General features: G+C 71.3%; 14 protein-coding genes. 7 read left to right on the top strand and 7 right to left on the bottom strand.

The features are described from left to right. The first annotated feature begins 146 nt into the window (after nt 1–146). Together AC1PLR_RS02970 and AC1PLR_RS02975 are read left to right on the top strand one after the other, a co-directional pair. A complete protein-coding gene (locus AC1PLR_RS02970; protein WP_481102616.1) occupies nt 147–1,169 on the top strand; it encodes an NAD(P)H-quinone oxidoreductase in 1,023 nt (340 codons plus the stop codon). Nucleotides 1,170–1,449: 280 nt separating this feature from the next. Beyond that, entirely contained in the window at nt 1,450–3,861 is a 2,412-nt protein-coding gene (locus AC1PLR_RS02975; RefSeq protein ID WP_481102617.1) for a DUF3772 domain-containing protein, read from the top strand. Nucleotides 3,862–3,898: 37 nt separating this feature from the next. On the opposite strand, the gene AC1PLR_RS02980 is transcribed toward AC1PLR_RS02975, so the two are convergent. Further along, complete coding sequence (locus AC1PLR_RS02980; protein WP_481102618.1) at nt 3,899–4,576, bottom strand: TIGR02466 family protein; 678 nt, start codon at nt 4,574–4,576, stop codon at nt 3,899–3,901. Nucleotides 4,577–4,931: 355 nt separating this feature from the next. Further along, nucleotides 4,932–6,623: an ABC1 kinase family protein gene (locus tag AC1PLR_RS02985; RefSeq protein WP_481102619.1), complete on the bottom strand. Its 1,692-nt coding sequence runs from the start codon at nt 6,621–6,623 to the stop codon at nt 4,932–4,934. 394 nt (nt 6,624–7,017) lie between these two features. On the opposite strand from AC1PLR_RS02985, the gene AC1PLR_RS02990 reads away from it, so the two are divergent. Together AC1PLR_RS02990 and AC1PLR_RS02995 are read left to right on the top strand one after the other, a co-directional pair. Then, on the top strand, nt 7,018–7,158 hold the full coding sequence (locus AC1PLR_RS02990) for a hypothetical protein (protein WP_481102620.1): 141 nt from the start codon (nt 7,018–7,020) through the stop codon (nt 7,156–7,158). 84 nt (nt 7,159–7,242) lie between these two features. Next, entirely contained in the window at nt 7,243–8,400 is a 1,158-nt protein-coding gene (locus AC1PLR_RS02995; protein ID WP_481102621.1) for an XAC2610-related protein, read from the top strand. A 367-nt stretch (nt 8,401–8,767) separates the two neighbouring features. On the opposite strand, the gene AC1PLR_RS03000 is transcribed toward AC1PLR_RS02995, so the two are convergent. Beyond that, nucleotides 8,768–10,393, bottom strand: a complete 1,626-nt coding sequence (locus AC1PLR_RS03000) for a dihydroxyacetone kinase subunit DhaK (protein ID WP_481102622.1) — start codon at nt 10,391–10,393, stop codon at nt 8,768–8,770. 140 nt (nt 10,394–10,533) lie between these two features. Here AC1PLR_RS03000 and AC1PLR_RS03005 point away from each other — a divergent pair, with 140 nt between their 5' ends. After that, nucleotides 10,534–11,430, top strand: a complete 897-nt coding sequence (locus AC1PLR_RS03005) for a DUF808 domain-containing protein (protein WP_481102623.1) — start codon at nt 10,534–10,536, stop codon at nt 11,428–11,430. 106 nt (nt 11,431–11,536) lie between these two features. Here AC1PLR_RS03005 and AC1PLR_RS03010 read toward each other — a convergent pair whose 3' ends face one another. After that, nucleotides 11,537–13,141, bottom strand: a complete 1,605-nt coding sequence (locus AC1PLR_RS03010; RefSeq protein WP_481102624.1) for a GGDEF domain-containing protein — start codon at nt 13,139–13,141, stop codon at nt 11,537–11,539. Between the two features lie 455 nt (nt 13,142–13,596). On the opposite strand from AC1PLR_RS03010, the gene AC1PLR_RS03015 reads away from it, so the two are divergent. Continuing rightward, nucleotides 13,597–14,223: a ParB-like protein gene (locus tag AC1PLR_RS03015; protein ID WP_481102625.1), complete on the top strand. Its 627-nt coding sequence runs from the start codon at nt 13,597–13,599 to the stop codon at nt 14,221–14,223. Here AC1PLR_RS03015 and AC1PLR_RS03020 read toward each other — a convergent pair. Beyond that, on the bottom strand, nt 14,184–14,684 hold the full coding sequence (locus AC1PLR_RS03020; protein WP_481102626.1) for an MgtC/SapB family protein: 501 nt from the start codon (nt 14,682–14,684) through the stop codon (nt 14,184–14,186). The two genes, AC1PLR_RS03015 and AC1PLR_RS03020, sit on opposite strands and share 40 nt — an antisense overlap. 91 nt (nt 14,685–14,775) lie before the next feature. Next, the gene (locus AC1PLR_RS03025; protein ID WP_481102627.1) at nt 14,776–15,702 is read right to left on the bottom strand and encodes a carbohydrate kinase family protein; all 927 of its coding nucleotides are present in this window, start codon (nt 15,700–15,702) and stop codon (nt 14,776–14,778) included. A 384-nt stretch (nt 15,703–16,086) separates the two neighbouring features. Here AC1PLR_RS03025 and AC1PLR_RS03030 point away from each other — a divergent pair, with 384 nt between their 5' ends. Further along, nucleotides 16,087–16,719, top strand: coding sequence for a Rossmann-fold NAD(P)-binding domain-containing protein (locus AC1PLR_RS03030; RefSeq protein WP_481102628.1), 633 nt, complete (start codon nt 16,087–16,089; stop codon nt 16,717–16,719). Nucleotides 16,720–16,792: 73 nt separating this feature from the next. Here AC1PLR_RS03030 and AC1PLR_RS03035 read toward each other — a convergent pair whose 3' ends face one another. Further along, nucleotides 16,793–17,554, bottom strand: coding sequence for an SDR family NAD(P)-dependent oxidoreductase (locus AC1PLR_RS03035; RefSeq protein ID WP_481102629.1), 762 nt, complete (start codon nt 17,552–17,554; stop codon nt 16,793–16,795). Between the last annotated feature and the right edge of the window lie 135 nt (nt 17,555–17,689).

The following is a 17,689-nucleotide window of genomic DNA, read 5'->3' on the forward strand; positions in this document are numbered from 1 at the left end:
TCGCGGCTGAAGCCGCTCCTACGCGTGCCACGGGCCGGGGTAAAGGCCGCCCGCCGTCACGGACCCCTCAGCGCGAAGGGTCGATCATCGCGGTTCCCCCACGCGCCTGCGCCTGTGCGCGCCGCGCTCTTTGCCAGGACCCCGCCATGTCCCCGACCCATGCCGCCGTGCTGCCCGACACCATGACCGCGATCGAAATCCGCCAGCCCGGTGCGCCCGAGGTGCTGGTACCGGTGCGCGTGCCGCTGCCGCACCCCGGGCGCGGCGAACTGCTGGTGCGGGTGGCCGCGGCCGGCGTCAATCGTCCCGACGTGATGCAGCGCCAGGGCAGCTATCCGCCGCCGCCGGGCGCGTCGCCGCTGCCGGGGCTGGAGTTCGCCGGCGAGGTGGTCGGCCTGGGCGAAGGCGTGGAGCGCTACCGGCTGGGCGACCAGGTCTGCGCGCTGGTTGCCGGCGGCGGCTACGCCGAGTACGCGGTGGTGCACGAGCGCAACGCCCTGCCGGTGCCGGCGGCGCTGAGCCTGACCGAGGCCGCCGCGGTGCCGGAAACCTTCTTCACCGTGTGGACCAACGTGTTCCAGCGCGGCCGTCTGCAGTCCGGCGAGACCCTGCTGGTGCACGGCGGCACCTCCGGCATCGGCAGCGTCGCCACGCTGCTCGGCCGGGCCTTCGGCGCGCGGGTGATCAGCACCGTAGGCTCGGCCGACAAGCGCGCGGCCAGCCTGGCGCTGGGCGCGGAGGCGGCGATCCTGTATCGCGAGGAGGACTTCGTCGCCGAGACCATGCGCCTCACCGAGGGCCGCGGCGCGGACGTGATCGTAGACCTGATCGGCGGCGACTACCTGGCGCGCAACTACCAGGCCGCGGCGCTGGACGGGCGCATCGTGCAGATCGGCATCCAGCAGGGCAAGGTGCGCGAACTGGACCTGATGCCGCTGCTGGCCAAGCGGCTGACCCACACCGGTTCCACCCTGCGTCCGCGCTCGGTGATGGAAAAGGCGGCGATCGCGCGGGAACTGGAGGAGCGGGTGTGGCCGTTGCTGGCAGAGGGTCGCATCAAGCCGCAGGTGGACCGCTGCTTCCCGCTGCAGGAGGCGGCGCAGGCGCATGCGCTGATGGAATCCAGCGCGCATATCGGCAAGATCGTGCTGGTGACGGACGCGCGGTGAACCCGGGCGTCGGTCGCGGCGACTCGCCTGCTGTCGTAGGAGCGGCTTCAGCCGCGACGGGCGTTCCCGGTAAAGCCTCTCGCGGCTGAAGCCGCTCCTACACGTTGTCGGTCGTGACGGGGGCAACCCCCCCCGATCGCCACCGGGTGCGCAGGTGTTCCGCACCCACTCGCACCACGTGCCCTGCGCCCGACGCGCCCGGCGCTGGCCCGGTTCAAGCGCCGCGCCGTATAGTGCGCCGCACGCGCGGTGGTCCGCGCTTGCCCGTGCCGGTCCCTGCGTGCGCCTGCTGCCCCGTTCCGCATCCTCGTCTTCCCTGTTGCGTTGCGTCCTGCTGCTGTTGTGGCTGTGCGCGGCGGTGGCCTCCGCCCAGCCGCAGGACACCGCCGACGCGCCGCCGGACCCGCAGACCCTGCTGGACAACGCCGCCAAGTCGCTGAAGGACGCGCGCGGCAAGGAAGTGGATGCCGGCAACCAGGCCGCCTTCCAGGACCTGGTGGCGCAGGTCTCCGATGCCGCCAACGATGCGCAGACGGCGGTCGACGCTCTAGCGCCGCAGCTGGCGCAGGTGGAGGCGCGCCTGCAACAACTTGGGGCCGCCACTGGCGACTCCCCCGACATCGCCGCGCAGCGCAAGGCGCTGACCAAGCAGCGCGATACCCTGGACTCGGGGGGCAAGCGCGGCAAGTTGCTGGTGGTGGAGGCGCGGCAGCTGGCCGACGACATCGAACGCGCGCGCGCCGAGCATTTCAGCCAGGAGCTGTCGCTGCGCTCGCCGTCGCCGCTGTCGCCGACGCTATGGAAGCAGATCGCCGACGACTTTCCCGACGACCAGGCCAAGCTGCTGGCGTTGTATGCGCTCGGCCAGCAGTCGCTGCAGGGCGCGCTCGCCGAACACGGCAACGGTGCGCTCGGCATCGGCATCGCCATCGCGCTGATCCTGCTGTTCCCGCTGCGCTACCTGCTGCGCTGGCTGGGCAAGCGCTACGCGGTGTCGCGCGCGCCGGGCAGCCGCCTGCGCCGCTCCGGCCTGGCGATCTGGTTCCTGCTGCTGGGGACCTTGACCCCGGGCCTGGCCGCGCTGGCCCTGGCCGAGGCCCTGCGCAGCATCGATGCGGTGCCCGAGCGGCTGGATGCGGTGCTCAATGGGTTCGTGTGGGTCAGCTTCGCCGCCGCCTTCATGGGCTCGCTCGGCGCCAGCGTGCTGCTGCCGAACCAGCCGAGCTGGCGGCTGTTCCCGATCGACGATGCCACCGCGCGGCGCCTGCGCAAGTACACCTGGGCCACCGCGGCGCTGGCCTGGCTCAGCAGCATGCTGCTGGTGATCAACCAGGCCGCGCGCACCAGCGACTCGGCCACCGTCGCCGCCGACGGGGTGATCGCGCTGGTCTACGGCGTGCTGATCCTGGCGACGCTGACCAGCCTGACGCGGCTGCGCCGGCGCCAGTACGCCGAGGCCGCGGCGCAGGCGCTGGCCAACGACCAGCCGCCGCCGCCCGGCCAGCACGGCGGGGTGCTCGCGCTGATCGGCGTGCTGGTCAAGGTCGCGGTGGTGGTGGCGCTGCTGGCGGCGCTGCTGGGCTACCTGCACCTGGGCCTGTTCATCACCCGGCAGATCATCTGGATCACCATGATCGTCGGCGCGGTGCGGCTGCTGATGACCTTCGCCGACGACTTCGCGCTGTGGCTGTTCGCCAGCGAAGGCCGCATCGGCCGCGCCGCCAATGGCGCGCTGGGAGTACGCTCGAGCAGCCTGGAGCAGGCCGGGGTGCTGACCTCGGCGCTGCTGCGGGTGGTGCTGCTGCTGATCGGCATCGGCGCGCTGCTGATGCCGTTCGGCACCAACGTCTCGATCATCTCGGACTGGTTCTCGCTGCTGTCCGACGGCATCCGCGTCAGCGACAAGGTGGTGCTGTACCCGGGCGCGATCGCGCGCTCCGTGCTGGTGCTGCTGCTCGGTCTGGGCGTCATGCAGTACCTGCATCGCTGGCTGACCCAGACCTATCTGCCCAAGACCGAACTGGACGACGGTTCGCGCAACTCGATCAGCACCGTGGCGCGCTACGTCGGCATCATCCTGGCGGCGTTGTGGGCGCTGGCCGCGCTGGGCATCGGCCTGGAGCGGATCGCGCTGGTGGTCAGCGCCCTGTCGGTCGGTATCGGCTTCGGCCTGCAGTCGATCACCCAGAACTTCGTGTCCGGCCTGATCCTGCTCGCCGAGCGCCCGGTCAAGATCGGCGACTGGATCAAGATCGGCGACCAGGAGGGCGATGTGCGCCGGATCAGCGTGCGCGCCACCGAGATCCAAGTCGGCGACCGCTCCACCCTGATCGTGCCCAACTCCGAACTGATCACCAAGACCCTGCGCAACATGACCCTGGCCGGGCCGCTGGGGCGGGTGCAGATCCAGTTCGCGGTGTCGCTGGGCACCGACGTGGTCAAGCTGCGCGCCATCCTGCTGGAACTGTACGCGGCGCATCCGGGCGTATTGGACGACCCGGCGCCGTCGGTGTTCATCGACTCCATCGCCAATGGCCACGTGACCCTCAACAGCTTCGCTTACGTCGCCTCGCCGCGCCTGACCTACGGCACCCGCAGCGAACTGTTCTTCGCTCTGCTGCAGCGCCTGGCCGAGGAGGGCATCGCGCTGGAGTCGCCGCAGGAAGTGCGGCTGCTGCGCAAGGAGCCGTAGGCGCGGTCGGCGATGGAAGAACCGCGGCTGCGTTCGCTCAGGCGCTGAAATTGAATGCGACGGAGATGCGCGGCCGCGAACCGGTAAACGCGGTGACCGAGTGCAGCAGCCAGGAGGGGAACATGACCAGCGTGCCGCTCTCGGCAGCGATGGAGGTGGTCAACCCCGCGCTCAGGCAGCCCGCGACGCGAATCTTGAGTTCCGGGTTGTACAACGAGGGCATGACCCCTCTCGGGTCGAGAAACTGCAGGTCTCCGCCCGCTTCCTGGCCGTCGTCGCGACCATCGTCCACCCAGTAGACGCCCGACCAGAACGCGCCGGGATGCGCGTGTTGCGCGTTGGAATCGCCGGCGTTGTTGACGTTCGCCCACGCGTTGACCTTCCACTCGAACTCGGGCGCCACCAGGCCGTACTCGGGGTGGTAGACCGCAGTCAATGCGTAGGCCAGTTCCGTGGCGTACGCGGTCAGCGCCATGGCGCCTTCGCCGTCCCAGGTGTTGAAGTCCGGACTGGACTGCCATCCCCCGGAATTGCTGTGGCGCACGCCGGCCGGATCTTCGGCCCTGTGCCGCGCGACTTCCTCCTTCAGCACGTCATTGAGCCGGTTCGCCGCCGGATACGCGATCTGCGCCAGCGGCGTGGCGAACAACCGGTGTATCGCGATCTGCTCGGGCACGATCCGCTGAGGAGCGACGCGGTTCGGAGGGAGTGACATGCGCGGCGTTTCTGCTCTCTACGGACGGTTTCGATGCGTGGCCACTGCGGTCTCGCTGGCGCTTGCGCGCATGGCGCGGGAAATGGCGTTCGTCAGGTGGCCGGCATCACTCTAGCGGCGCGGTTGCCGAGGCGTATGTCACGCGGTGTCATACAGGGCGCCTAGGTCACCCTGCGAGTGCGGCAACGAGTACGGGAGCGCATGGCATGCCCAGGACCGGGCCACCGCGTTAGCGGCGCGCATGCGCAGGGGCGGCGCGCAGCGTGGCGGCACCCGATCGCGGTCTGTGGCGGCACGTCGTGCCGGCTGGCATGTCCCAACCTGGCGCGCCGCTACCGCGCATCGCCGAGACGGCCTAGCGCCGTCCTCGCTCTTCGCGCGCGTGCGCGCGCCGGTCGAACAGCACCGCGCTGACCACGATGCCCAGCCCCAGCACCACGCCCAGCAGGAACAGCATCATCGCGATGGCCGGGTAGCCGAACAGCTTGCTGCCGGTGTCGATGCGCATCATCTGCGTGGAGGCCAGGATCAGCGCGGCGGTGACGATGCCGGCGGCGACGCGGTTGGCGATCTTCTGCAGGCTCTCCATCAGCCGCGATTCCTCCAGCCCGGCCACGCGCACCTGCAGGCGGTTCTCCGCGGCCAGGGTGAGGATGTCGGAGATGCGGCGCGGGCCCTCGCGCAGCAGCGCCTGCAGTTCCATCGCCTCGCTGGCCAGGTTGGCTGCCGATAGCGACTTCTTCAGCCGCGCGCGCATCACGTGCTGCAACTGGTCCTCGACCACCACGCGGGTGTCCAGGTGCGGCGACAGTGCGCGGCACACCGCTTCCAGGTTGAGCAGGGTCTTGCCGAGCAGGCTCAGCTCCGGCGGCGTGCGCAGCCCGTAGGCGGTGGCGATGCGCACCAGGTCCAGCACCACCCGGCCTTCGGACATGGCGTCGTGCGCGGCGTAGCGGGCGATCATCTGCCCGGTCTCACGCTGGTAGCGCTCCTCGTCGAAGTCCTCCAGGCGCGTGCTCAGCGCGATGGTTTCCTCGGCCACTTCCTCGCCGCGCCCGTCGACAGCGGCGAACAGCAGCTTGAGCAGGCGCTCGCGCAGCTTCGGCGGCACGTGCGCGACCATGCCCAGGTCGAAGATCGCCAGGCGCCCGTCGGCGAGCACGCGCAGGTTGCCCGGATGCGGGTCGGCGTGGATCTCGCCGTGCACGAACATCTGATCCAGGTAGCCGCGCACCAGCGCCGCGGCCAGGTCGTCCATCGGCTGCTCGGTGCGGCGCAGCCCGGAGATCTTGTCCACGCGCACGCCTTCGGCCAGCTGCATGGTCAGCACGCGGCGGCTGCACAGGTCCCACACCGGCTGCGGCACCCACAGCTGCGGGAACGGCCGCAGGTGCTCGCCGAAGCGCGCCAGGTTCTCGGCCTCGGCCTCGTAGTTCAGTTCGGCCAGCAGCGCCTTGCCGAACTCGGCCAGCCAGTCGGCGAAGCGGATGCGCCGGCCCAGCCCGGTCAGCTTGTCGGCGGCGCTGGCGAAGCTGCGCAGTACCTCCAGGTCCGCGCGCACCTGCGCGGCGACCTCGGGCTTCTGCACCTTGATCGCCACCGGGGTGCCGTCGCGCAGCGCGGCGCGGTGCACCTGCGCCAGCGAGGCGCTGCCCAGCGGGGTGTCGTCGAAGGCGGAGAAGGCCTTGTTGATGCCGACGCCGAGCTCGGCCTCGACGATCTCACGGATGCGTTCGCTTGGAATCGGCGTGGTGTTCTCCTGCATCCGCTCCAGGGCGGTGGCGAACTCCGGCGGCACCACGTCCGGGCGCGTGGACAGCATCTGCCCGAGCTTGACGAAGGTCGGGCCGAGCGCCTCCAGGTCGGTGACGAACTGTTCCGGCGTGCCTTCCGGCGGCAGCTCGTGCTCGCCCTGGGCGGTCTCCATGTCCATGCCGGAAAACACCCCGGAGCTGCGGTAGCGCAGCAGCAGGCGCAGGATCTGGGTACGGCGGCTGAGGCCGCCGATCACGTGCGGTGTGGCCGCAGCGTCGGGCGTCGCGCTCAAGGTGGGCTCCGGGCAGGCGAAAGGCTGCGACGAGTGTGGCCACGGCCGGGTCGTCGCGCAGTGAATCCCGCGCGGTGTCGGGCCCGGTGCCGGGGATCGCGGGCGCCAGGCTGCGTTGCCGCGGCGGCGCGCTGCCGGCAACAGGCTCGCCGGGACCGCGGTTTGGCCAACCGGCTTGTGCCGATGGTCGGGCGACATGCCCGCCGCGTATGCTGCCGCGCAACGCGGGTAGAAGAATAGCGCGCAGTGCGGAAGGGGGAGTGGCGATGGCTGTGAGTAGGGTGGGACGCAGCGGACGCTCCCGGTGCGGCGACGGAGCGCGGGTGGCCCCCGCGCCGCGGCGCGCTGCACCGTGCGTTGCGCAATCGCACCTGGTCGGCCGGGCGCCCGGCCGATGAGCGGACGTCGGCTCGCGCTGCTGGCGGCCGTGGTGGTCGTGGTGCTGCTCGTGGTGGCCTGGCTGGGCGAGGACGGCGGCGGCATCGCCACCGAGGCGCGCGCGGCGCTGCGGGCGTTGGCACGCACGCTGTTCTGACGCGCCGCCGTCCGCTGGCCCCTGGCCGGCCGCCACGGCCGGCCTTACCCTTGGCGTCCGCTGCCCGCCGCCAGGAACGCCACCATGTCCTCCATCGTCTCGCATGCCGTTGGCCATGCCCGTGTGCTGTCGGCGCGTGCATGCCTGGCCTTGCTGCTCGTGCTGCTGTCGTCGACCGCGACCGCCGCGACGCAGACCCAGCGGTATGCCGGCGACGACTTCGATGCCAAGGCCTTCGCCGCCAGCACGCATCGCCGTTACGACCTGCAGGACTTCTCCGATCGCTACCGCGCCACGTTGGAGATCGAGGACAGCGGCGAGGTGTTCCGTCCCGGCATCGTGCGCGTGTTCGTCCGCGGCAACGCCACGCCGCTGCTCGAGGTGGCCTCGCCGGAGCTGGTGCTGGACACCGATGCGAAGAGCGGCAAGGTCAAGGCCAACGTGCACGAACTGCCGTACGGCGAGCAGAGCGTGCTGATCTACGACGATTTCAATTTCGACGGGATCAAGGATCTGGCGGTGATGGACGGCCAGAACAGCTGCTATCACGGCCCGTCCTATCAGGTGTACCTGGGTACCGCCGACGGCTTCGAGGCCGATGCGGACTTCACCGAGCTGGCGCAGAGCAACTGCGGCCTGTTCGAGGTGGATGCCAAGGCGCGCGAGCTCCACACCATGACCAAGGACGGCTGCTGCTGGCACCAGTTCGCGACGTACTCGATCCGCGATGGTGAGCCGCTGCTGGAGCGCGAAGTGGTCGAGGACGCGCGTGGCGACGGGCCGGGACTGGCGCAGGAGACGGTGTATCGCGACCGTGGCGGCAAGCGCGTGCCCGACATGCATTACCTGTGGGACGAGGAAGGCGAGACCGCGGTGGGCCAGCGCAAGATCCTGCTCGAGTTCCGCCTGGCGCCGGCCGGCAAGCGCATCGTGGTGTTCGCCAACGTCGGCGACGGCGCAAGCGGCACGCCGTACTACGTGGCGCTCGGTGCGCAGCAGCGGGTGGATCTGCTGTATCCGGACGCGCAGGGCGAGGCGATGGACTACGACGCCGACCGCCATCTGCTCAGCTTCGCGCGTGGCGACACCACCTACCGCATCGTCGGCAATGCGCAGGGCGTGCCGCAGCGCATGGAGGTGGTGGCGCGTGGCAAGACCCAGCCGCTGACGCTGCAGTCCGGCTCGGTGCATGGCTCGCTGCAGGCGGTGGCGCAGGTGCTGGAGGCGGCGTCGGCAGAGTAGCGGGCGACCGGACGCTGCTTCAAAGGGGCTGGCGATTCCGACTTGCGCGCGTTGGGACTGAAGTCCCTCCCACAGTGCGCTCGGACAGCGCGCTGCAAGCCTTGTAGGAGCGGCTTCAGCCGCGATGGGCGTTATCGGTGAATCCTGTCGCGGCTGAAGCCGCTCCTACAACGAGGGAGGGCACGGCCGCCGATTCCTGGTGGCATTGCATGCGGAGTTGTCTACGTGTGCAGCGACGACGCCATGCATGAGGCGTGGGGCGCGTCGTAGGAGCGGCTTCAGCCGCGACAGGCGTTCCAGAACACGCCTGCCGTCCCGATTGACCCATACCTGCCTCGCACCGCATCGGCCGACCCGACCGGCTGCTTCACCGCCACGCCGCGAATGCCCGCGCCACCGCTTCGGCGCCCGGGTCGATCACGCCACGCAAGGCATCCGCCGGCACCGCGGCGGCGCGGCCGGCGCCGGCGCGGATGAGCTGTGCGGTGGCATCGGCACCCGCGCGCGCGGCGTGCGCGGCGGCGTCCACGCCTGTGCCCTGCGCCAGGGCGTCCAGCGCCGGCAGCAGCGCATCGAGCAGGGTGCGGTCGCCGCGTTGCGCGCCGCCGTAGTGCTGCATCCGCGCCACGCCGGCCTGCAGCGCCTGCACCCAGTCGCGTCCCTCCGCCAGAGCACCGGCGGCGGTGGTGAACAGGATCGACAGCAGCACGCCGCTGGAGCCGCCCATGCTGTGTTCGATCGTCGCCGCCAGGCCGCGCGCCAGTGCGGTGGCATCGCCGGTGGCCAGCGCATCGGTGTCCAGGGCCTGCTGCAGGGCGCGCGCGCCGGCGGCGAAGGTGCTGCCGGCATCGCCATCGCCGCTGCGCGCGTCCAGGGCGTCCAGTTCCGCCTGCGCGGCGATCAGCGCCTGCGCCACCCGCGCCAGTGCGGCCGCGCATTGCGCATCGCGTGGGCCCTGGCGATGGTCGTCGTCGCGCTTCAGTGCCGGGGCGAAGGTCTGCACCGCATGCGGTACGCGCACGCCGGGCCAGCCCAGGGTCTGCACCGGCGCCTGCAGCGCGGCGAGCACGTCGGCGTCGGCCGGGGCGAGGGTGATCGAGAAGCCGTGCATGTCCATCGAAGTCATCAGCGCTGCCGGCACCGGCATCAGCGCGACCCGCTCGACGCCGATGCGCTGCAACGTCAGCCGCGTCAGCACGCCCAATTCCTGCGTCGAGCAGCCACCGAGGTCGTTGAGCATCAGCACCAGCGGCGCGTCGGCGCCCAGGCGCGCATCGGCCTGCGCCAGCAGCGGGTCCAGCACCAGCGCCAACGCCTCCTCCACGGTGCCGGGCTGCACCGGCCGCGCGCCCGGCTCGTTGTGGATGCCCAGGCCCAGTTCCGGCGCGCGGCGGCCGGCCTGCTGGCCTGGCACGCTGCAACTGGACAAGGCCATGCCCAGCGACAGCAGGCGGTCGGCGAAGGCCTGGCCGCGCTGCGCCAGTTCGGCCAGCGGCACGCCCTCGCGCGCCAGGTGGCCCACGTACTTGTGCACCAGCACCGTGCCGGCGATGCCGCGCGGCTGCGCGACGTCGGGCAGGGCGATGTCGTCGGCGACCAGCACGCTGGCCACGTCGATGCCCTCGGCGCGGGCGCGCTCGGCGGCCAGGCCGAAATTGAGCCGGTCGCCGGTGTAGTTCTTGATCACCATCAGCACGCCGGGCGCGTCGGCGCAGGCGCGGATCGCCGCCAGCACCGCCTCCACCCCGGGCGAGGCGAACAGGTCGCCGGCGATGGCGCCGCTGAGCATGCCCGGGCCGACGAAGCCGGCATGCGCCGGCTCGTGCCCGGCGCCGCCGCCGGACAGCACCGCGACCTGGCGCGGATCGCGTGCGGCCTGCAGCACGATGCGGGTGCCGCTGTCGGTCTCGGACAGCCGCAGCGGTTGCAGCATGGCCGCGGACGCGAGCACGTCGTCGACGATGGCGCGGGGGGCGGTGAGGAACTGGTCCATTCGGGTCTCCTTCGCGGGCAATGCGGGCCTGCCGCGCACGGTAGCCGAGCCGGCGTTATGCGCGGCTGAGGCGGCACCGCTCACGCACGTGGCCGGCGGAATCGGCGAGAATCGCCGCTCATCCCGAATGGAATCCCCGCATGGCCGGCGCCAGCCTGTTCACCCTGCTCGACGACATCGCCACCCTGCTCGACGACGTGTCGATCCTGACCAAGGTCGCGGCCAAGAAGACCGCCGGCGTGCTCGGCGACGACCTGGCGCTGAACGCGCAGCAGGTGACCGGGGTGAACGCCGACCGCGAACTGCCGGTGGTGTGGGCGGTGGCCAAGGGCTCGCTGCTGAACAAGGCGATCCTGGTGCCGGCGGCGCTGGCGATCAGCGCCTGGCTGCCGTGGGCGATCACCCCGCTGATGATGATCGGCGGTGCCTTCCTGTGCTTCGAGGGCGTGGAGAAGCTGGCGCACCGTTTCCTGCATTCGAAGGAAGAGGATGCGGCACGTCACGCGCAGCAGGTGCAGGCGCTGGCCGACCAGCAGGTGGACGTGGTGGCGCTGGAGAAGGACAAGGTCAAGGGCGCGATCCGCACCGACTTCATCCTCTCGGCGGAGATCATCGTGCTGTCGCTGGGCGTGGTCGCCGGCGTGCCGCTCCTGCAGCAGCTCACGGTGCTGGTGGCGATCGCGCTGGCGATGACCGCTGGCGTCTATGGGCTGGTCGCCGGCATCGTCAAGCTCGACGACCTGGGCCTGTACCTGAGCCGCAAGGGCGCCGCCGCCGCGGCGATCGGCCGCGGCATCCTGTGGCTGGCGCCGTGGCTGATGCGTACGCTGTCGGTGGCCGGCACCGCGGCGATGTTCCTGGTCGGCGGCGGCATCCTGGTGCACAGCATCGGCCCGCTGCATCACGCCTTGCAGGGCATCGCCCCGAGCGGCGGGCTGGGCAGCCTGGTGCTTGCGGTGGGCAATGCGGTGGTGGGCGTGATCGCCGGCGCAGTGGTGCTGGCGGTGGTGCTGGGCATCAAGAAGGTGCGGGAGTAGGGATCCGGGATTGGAGATTCGGGATTCGCAACAGCGCCGCACAGGCCCGCTTTTGCGAATCCCCAATCCCGACTCCCCAATCCCGCGCCGGCCACGCCGGCGCCAGCTAATCGGCCGACACCACCCGATTCTTGCCGGCCTTCTTGGCCTCGTACAGCGCACGGTCGGCGCGGCGGATCAGCGCGTCCTGCGCTTCGCCGGGCTGGCGCAGCGCCACGCCGGCGCTGAAGCTGACGAACACGCGCTGGTCTTCGTGCACCACCGCGCGCTGGGCCAGCGCGCGCTGCACGCGGGTCACCGCCGCACTGGCCTCGAAGATCGTGCAGTCCGGCATCAGCAGCACGAATTCCTCGCCGCCGAAGCGGGCGACGGCGTCGCTGGCGCGCAAGGTGGTGCGCGCCACTTCCACCACGTGGCGCAGCGCGCTGTCGCCGCCGGGGTGACCGTAGGTCTCGTTGAGCTTGCGGAAATCGTCCAGGTCCAGCATCGCCACGCACAGCGGCTGCGCGCTGCGTTCGGTGCGCACCAGTTCGCGCGCGAACAGGTCCTCCAAGCCGCGGCGGTTGAGTGCGCCGGTGAGCTGGTCGACCCGCACCAGGCCGCTGACGTCCTGCAGTTCCTGCTCCAGGCGCAGGATGCGCTGCTCCGCCGCCTCCACCTCCTGGCGTGCGGCGATCAGATGATCGCGCGCGCGCAGCGCCTGCTCCTGCACGTGGCTGGTGTCCTGCAGCACTTCCTGCAGCAGGCGATTGAGGTCGGCGATGCTGCGCGCATCGCGGATGGTCTGCGAGTAGTCGGCGATGCGGTCGTGGAATTCGCCGGTGCTGGCGGCCATGCCGTCCAGGTCCGCGACGAAGGTCAGCATCAGATCCTTCATCGCCTCCTTGGATTCGGCGATGCCCTGCTTGAGCAAGCCCTGCTTGTAGATCACCTCGCGCAGGCTGCCGCGCGCCTCCTCGATCGAGTAGCGGTCCAGCGGTCCGGCGATCAGGTCGCGCACCACTGCGATCTGGCCCTGCAGCCAGCTGGTGTCGTCGAGCAGTTCGCCCACGTTCTCCAGCAGCAGGTCGAACAGGCTCAGCAACAGCGCCTGCTGCTCCTGGCCGTCGTTGGCGCGCAACGCGATCTGGTGGCACAGCTCGCGCACCTGCTGCGCCACCGGTTCCAGCGGTTGCCCGGGGCGCCACTGGCGCAGCGCCTCGCCGCTGGCCTCGGCCTCGCCGGCCAGTTCGGGCAGGGTGTGCAGCAGCGCCGCCAGTGCGCCGGCCACGGTCTGTCGCAGCAGGTCGCGCAGGCGCTCGCTGTCGCTGGGCCCGGCCAGCGGGTCGTCGACGTCGATGGTGCGGATGTACTTGTCGATCAGCTGGCGCAGTGCGCGGCCGTAGCTGGGCCAGTCGCCGCTGCTCGCCGCCGATTGCAGGCGCCGGCCCATGTCGCCCAGTTCGCCGTGCAGCGCCGCCATGCCGTCGGCGAAGGCACCGAGCAGGCCCAGCGGCTCGTGCGCCTGCTGGAACAGGCGGATCAGCGCGGCCGTGGCGGCAGCCGGGTCGGTCGCCGCCTCTGCAGGCGGCGCCGCGTGGCCGTGCTTGTGGCCGTGGCCGTGCGCCTGCGCGCGCGCCGGCAGCGTCGCGGTCGCCGCCGGATCGCGCCGACGCGGCGACAGCAGCTTGCGCAATCCGCTGATCGGCGGCTCGTCGCGTTGGTCCGACATGCCAGCCGGCTCCTCCCCAGGTCAATGCGCCGCCCATGGTGGCGCTCAGGATCTGGATATCGGCGCCGGCGGCGCGCGCTTGAGCGGGCGGATGGCGGGTCTGTGAAGAGGACTCCATGGCGGTCGTACCCTCACCCCCGGCCCCTCTCCCGGAGGGAGAGGGGAGTGGCGTGGCCGGCGGCGGAGTCCATCGGCGTGACAGACCCCTCCCTTCTCCCACCGGGAGAAGGTGCCCCGAAGGGGCGGATGAGGGTACGGTTCGCTAGGGAAGTGTCTGGGGGAAATGCTCCCTAGCCGTCGCACCCTCACCCCCAACCCCTCTCCCGGAGGGAGAGGGGAGCAACACCTGGCTTCCGAAAGATCGCGCGTGCCACGGCGCTGTGCAGAACGCGCACGACGCTGGCACTCTGGCGGCCGCGCCTGCCGCGGCGCGCCCACCACCACGGAGACTGCGCATGGCCGATTCCCGCGAACCCCTGCTGCACCCGGTCCCGATCCTGTCCTTGCGGCCCACGCAGATGACCGTGGGCATGCGCGAGGTCAAGGAGAAGCGCAGGCGCTGGCGTGCGCATGCGTCCAAGCACAAGCAGGCCGAGTTGCTCGGCACGCACATGATCCCGGTGGTGCTGGGGCCGGACGGCAAGTACTACGTGGTTGATCACCACCACCTGGCGCGGGCGCTGCACGACGAAGGGGTGGAGGACATCCTGGTCACGGTGATCGCCGACCTCAGCGTGGTCGACAAGGGCGCGCTGTGGAGCGTGCTGGATCATCGCCGCTGGGCCTATCCCTACGACGCCAAGGGCGAGCGCCGCCCGTTCAAGGACATGCCGGCGTCGATCGCCGACCTGAAGGACGACCCCTACCGCAGCCTCGCCGGGGAGGTCCGGCGCGCCGGCGGCTACGCCAAGGACACCACGCCCTTCAGCGAATTCCTGTGGGCCGACCTGTTCCGCCGCCGGCTGCGGCGCCGCGACATCAAGGAGGATTTCGCACGCGCCGTCGAGACCGCACTCGCGCTCGCCAAGAGCCGGGACGCGAGCTACTTGCCCGGCTGGTGCGGGCCGTCGTCCGACGACTGATCGGTCGCCGCGGCACCGTGCGGCTTGCCGCCCAGGACCGTGTGCAACGCGCGTTCGACGCGCCCGCCGAACAGCAGGATGAGGAAGGCGATGACCAGAGACACCGCCACGATCTGCCACTGGCCGGCGCCGCACATGATGCCGACGCAGGCGGTGAGCCAGACGCAGGCGGCGCTGGTCAGGCCGTGGACCCGCACGTGCTTCTCGACGTGATAGATGACGCCGGCACCGAGGAAGCCGATGCCGGTCAGGATGCCCTGGATGACGCGGCTGCCGGCATCGGTGAAGCCGCCCTTGCCGAGCGGGTCGGCCAACAGCACCACCATCGCGGTGGCCAGGCCGACCAGGCCCAGCGTGCGGATGCCGATCGGCTTGCCGTGCAGGTCGCGGTTCAACCCGATCGCCGCGCCGGCAAGCGCAGCGATGCCCAGGCGCACGGCGATGTCGGACAGCTCGATCAAGGCAGGTCTCCTGGTGGATACGGCGGGGTGGACGGCCGGCTCATCTTAGGCAACTCGGCCGCGCGCGCTGCGTGCACACTGTCGGCCGAGGTCAGAGCGCGGCGCGGACCTCGTCCAGACGGGGCGGGTTGGCGCCGGCGCGGGTGCAGTTGATCGCCGCGGCGGCCACGCAGAACTGCAGCAGGCGCTCCAGCGCGGCCGGTTCGCTGTCCAGCGCCGCCAGCGCGGCCGGATCGGGCAACTGCTGCAGCAGCGCCGCCTGGAAGCTGTCGCCGGCGCCGACGGTGTCGGCCACCTGCACCACGCGGCCGGGCACGCGCGCTTCGCTGTCGCCGCGCCAGGCCACCGCGCCGTCGCCGCCCAGGGTCATCACCACCAGCGACGGGCCCTGCTGCAGCCAACTGCGGGCGACGGCGAACGGATCCTGCTGCGGATACAGCAGCTCGATGTCCTCCTGGCTGACCTTGACCACGTGCGCCAGCGCGATCCAGCGCGCCAGCCGCGCGCGCCACACCGCCATGTCCGGCTCCACCGTCGGCCGCACGTTCGGATCCAGCGAGATCAGCCGCTGTCCGCGCTCGCGTTCGGCCAGCGCCTGGAAGGTGCTGGCGGTGGTCTCGGCGACCAGGGTGTAGGAGCCGAAATGCAGGCCGCCGACGCGCGCGTCCAGCGCCGGCAGGTCAGCCTCGGTCAGCGCGCGGTCGGCGCAGCCGGTGCCGTAGAAGGCGTAGTTGGGCACGCCGCTCGCGTCCAGCGCGACCATCACCAGGGTGGTCGCCTCGCGCTTGTCGATGCAGTAGTCCAGGGCCACGCCTTCGCCTTCGAGGGTGGCGCGCAGCTGGCGGCCGAGCGGATCGGTGGACAGGCCGGTGAACAGCGCCGACGGCGCGCCCAGGCGGGCCAGGCCGATCGCCACGTTGAACGGCGAACCGCCCTGGCGCGCGGTCATCGCGACCGAGGTGCCGGCATAGCCGTCGATGAAGATGTCGTACAAGGCCTCTCCGCACACCACGAACATCGAACCGCTCCTCGTCAGGTTGCAGCGCGCCGGCCGGCGCGATGGGGCGGCTATTGTGGCGTACCTGCTGCGGCGCGGCGACCGTGGGGGGTGGGTTGCTGGGCTGCCTTGTGGGATGGACGCCTGGCTGGGCTGCCGTTCCTTCTGTAGGGAGATGCCTGGCTGGCGCCCGTACCCTCATCCGCCCCTGCGGGGCACCTTCTCCCGGTGGGAGAAGGGAGAAGCCGCGCGGCCAAAGCCCCTCTCCCCCTGGGAGAGGGGTTGGGGTGAGGGTACGAGCGCGCAGCGCCTCATGGCCCACGCCGGCCGCAAACATCCCCGACAGCACCTTGCCACCACCCCTGCGATAGTCGCCCCATCCCAGCCAACCCCAAGGCCGTTCCCATGAAAATCCTGCTCGCCGGCGCCACTGGCCTGGTCGGCGGCCACGCGCTGACCCAGTTGCTGGCCGAGCCGGCCTGCAGCGCGGTGATCGCGCCGACCCGGCGCGCGCTGGCCATGACCCATCCCAAGCTGCACAACCCGGTGTTCGACTTCGACGCGCTGCCGGCACAGGCGCCCTGGTGGCAGGTGGAGGCGGCGATCTGCGCGCTCGGCACCACGATGCGCCAGGCCGGCTCGCGCGCGGCGTTCCGCCTAGTCGATCACGACTATCCGCTGGCGATCGCGCGCCTGCTGCGCCAGCACGGCACCGAGGCCTTCGCGCTGAACTCCGCGCTGGGCGCGAATCCGCGGTCCTGGGCGTTCTACAACCGGGTCAAGGGCGACCTGGAACACGACCTGCGCGCGCTCGGCTTTCCCTCGCTGACCCTGGTGCGGCCCGGCCTGATCGGCGGCGAGCGTGCGCAACGCCGCCGCAGCGAGCATGTCGCCAGCGTGGTGCTGCGCGCGCTCGGACCGCTGTTGCCGCGACGCTACCGGATCAATCCGGCCGAACATATCGCCGCGGCGCTGGTCGATGCCGCGCTGCGGCCGCGACCGGGCGTGCAGGTGATCGAGGCGGCGCAGTTGGCTTAGGAGCGGGGATTGGGGAGTGGGGATTCGGGATGGGCAATGAAGCTCAGGCGCGCAGCAGTGCGCGCGCGTCGCCTCAGGCGCCCAGCGACTGTCCGCCGTCCACCGCCAGCACCTGGCCGGTGATCCAGCGCGCCTGCGGCGAGGCCAGGAACAGCGCCGCGTTGGCGACGTCGTCGAGTGCGCCGAAGGCGCCGAACGGAATGCTGGCGCGGATCTGCCGGTAGAGCTCGGGCTGCTGCTGGCGGCGCTGCTCCCACAGGCCGCCGGGGAATTCGATGGACCCGGGCGCGATCGCATTGACCCGGATCCGCTCGCGCGCCAGCTGCGTCGCCAGGGTGGTCGTGTAGTAGTTCAGTGCCGCCTTCGCCGCTGAGTACGCCGGCACCCGCGGCGTCGGCCGCAGGCCGTTGATCGAGCTGATGTTGAGGATGCAGCCGCGACCACTGCCGCGCAGGTGCGGCAACGCGGCGCGGTTGCAGCGCACCGCGGCCATCAGGTCGATGTCGAAGCCGGCCTGCCAGCTCGCATCGTCGTCGCCATGGCCGTAGCCGGAGGCGTTGTTGACCATCACGTCGACGCCGCCCAGCGCGTCGGCGGCCTGCGTCACCCAGGCCTCGATCTGCGCGGCGTCGGCCAGGTCGCAGCACTGCTGCGCCACCGGATGGCCATGGCGCTGCAACTGCGCGGCGGCCTCGGCCAGCGGCGCGGGACTGCGCGCGCAGATCGCCACCGCCGCGCCGTGGCCGGCGAAGGCGTCGGCGATGGCCAGGCCGATGCCGCGGCTGGCGCCGGCGACGAGCACGCGGTATCCCGCGAAGGCGGACGGATCGTTCATCGGTGGCTCCTGCGTGGCGGTGGGGCGTGCGTCGATTATCCGCGCAATCCGCAGCGCGCGGCCGCTTCTGGCACCATGGCAGCCCATCCCACGCAGCGCCGTCCCGCGACGGCCGCCTGAGCGTGGCTCACAACA

It is taken from the genome of Xanthomonas sp. NCPPB 3570, assembly GCF_056725115.1.

Excerpts from the sequence above, each read along its gene's own strand:
- AC1PLR_RS02970 (WP_481102616.1), top strand. The coding sequence starts at position 147 with ATGTCCCCGACCCATGCCGCCGTGCTGCCCGACACCATGACCGCGATC.
- AC1PLR_RS02980 (WP_481102618.1), bottom strand. The coding sequence starts at position 4,576 with ATGTCACTCCCTCCGAACCGCGTCGCTCCTCAGCGGATCGTGCCCGAG.
- AC1PLR_RS02990 (WP_481102620.1), top strand. The coding sequence starts at position 7,018 with ATGAGCGGACGTCGGCTCGCGCTGCTGGCGGCCGTGGTGGTCGTGGTG.
- AC1PLR_RS02995 (WP_481102621.1), top strand. The coding sequence starts at position 7,243 with ATGTCCTCCATCGTCTCGCATGCCGTTGGCCATGCCCGTGTGCTGTCG.
- AC1PLR_RS03000 (WP_481102622.1), bottom strand. The coding sequence starts at position 10,393 with ATGGACCAGTTCCTCACCGCCCCCCGCGCCATCGTCGACGACGTGCTC.
- AC1PLR_RS03005 (WP_481102623.1), top strand. The coding sequence starts at position 10,534 with ATGGCCGGCGCCAGCCTGTTCACCCTGCTCGACGACATCGCCACCCTG.
- AC1PLR_RS03010 (WP_481102624.1), bottom strand. The coding sequence starts at position 13,141 with ATGTCGGACCAACGCGACGAGCCGCCGATCAGCGGATTGCGCAAGCTG.
- AC1PLR_RS03015 (WP_481102625.1), top strand. The coding sequence starts at position 13,597 with ATGGCCGATTCCCGCGAACCCCTGCTGCACCCGGTCCCGATCCTGTCC.
- AC1PLR_RS03025 (WP_481102627.1), bottom strand. The coding sequence starts at position 15,702 with ATGTTCGTGGTGTGCGGAGAGGCCTTGTACGACATCTTCATCGACGGC.
- AC1PLR_RS03030 (WP_481102628.1), top strand. The coding sequence starts at position 16,087 with ATGAAAATCCTGCTCGCCGGCGCCACTGGCCTGGTCGGCGGCCACGCG.
- AC1PLR_RS03035 (WP_481102629.1), bottom strand. The coding sequence starts at position 17,554 with ATGAACGATCCGTCCGCCTTCGCGGGATACCGCGTGCTCGTCGCCGGC.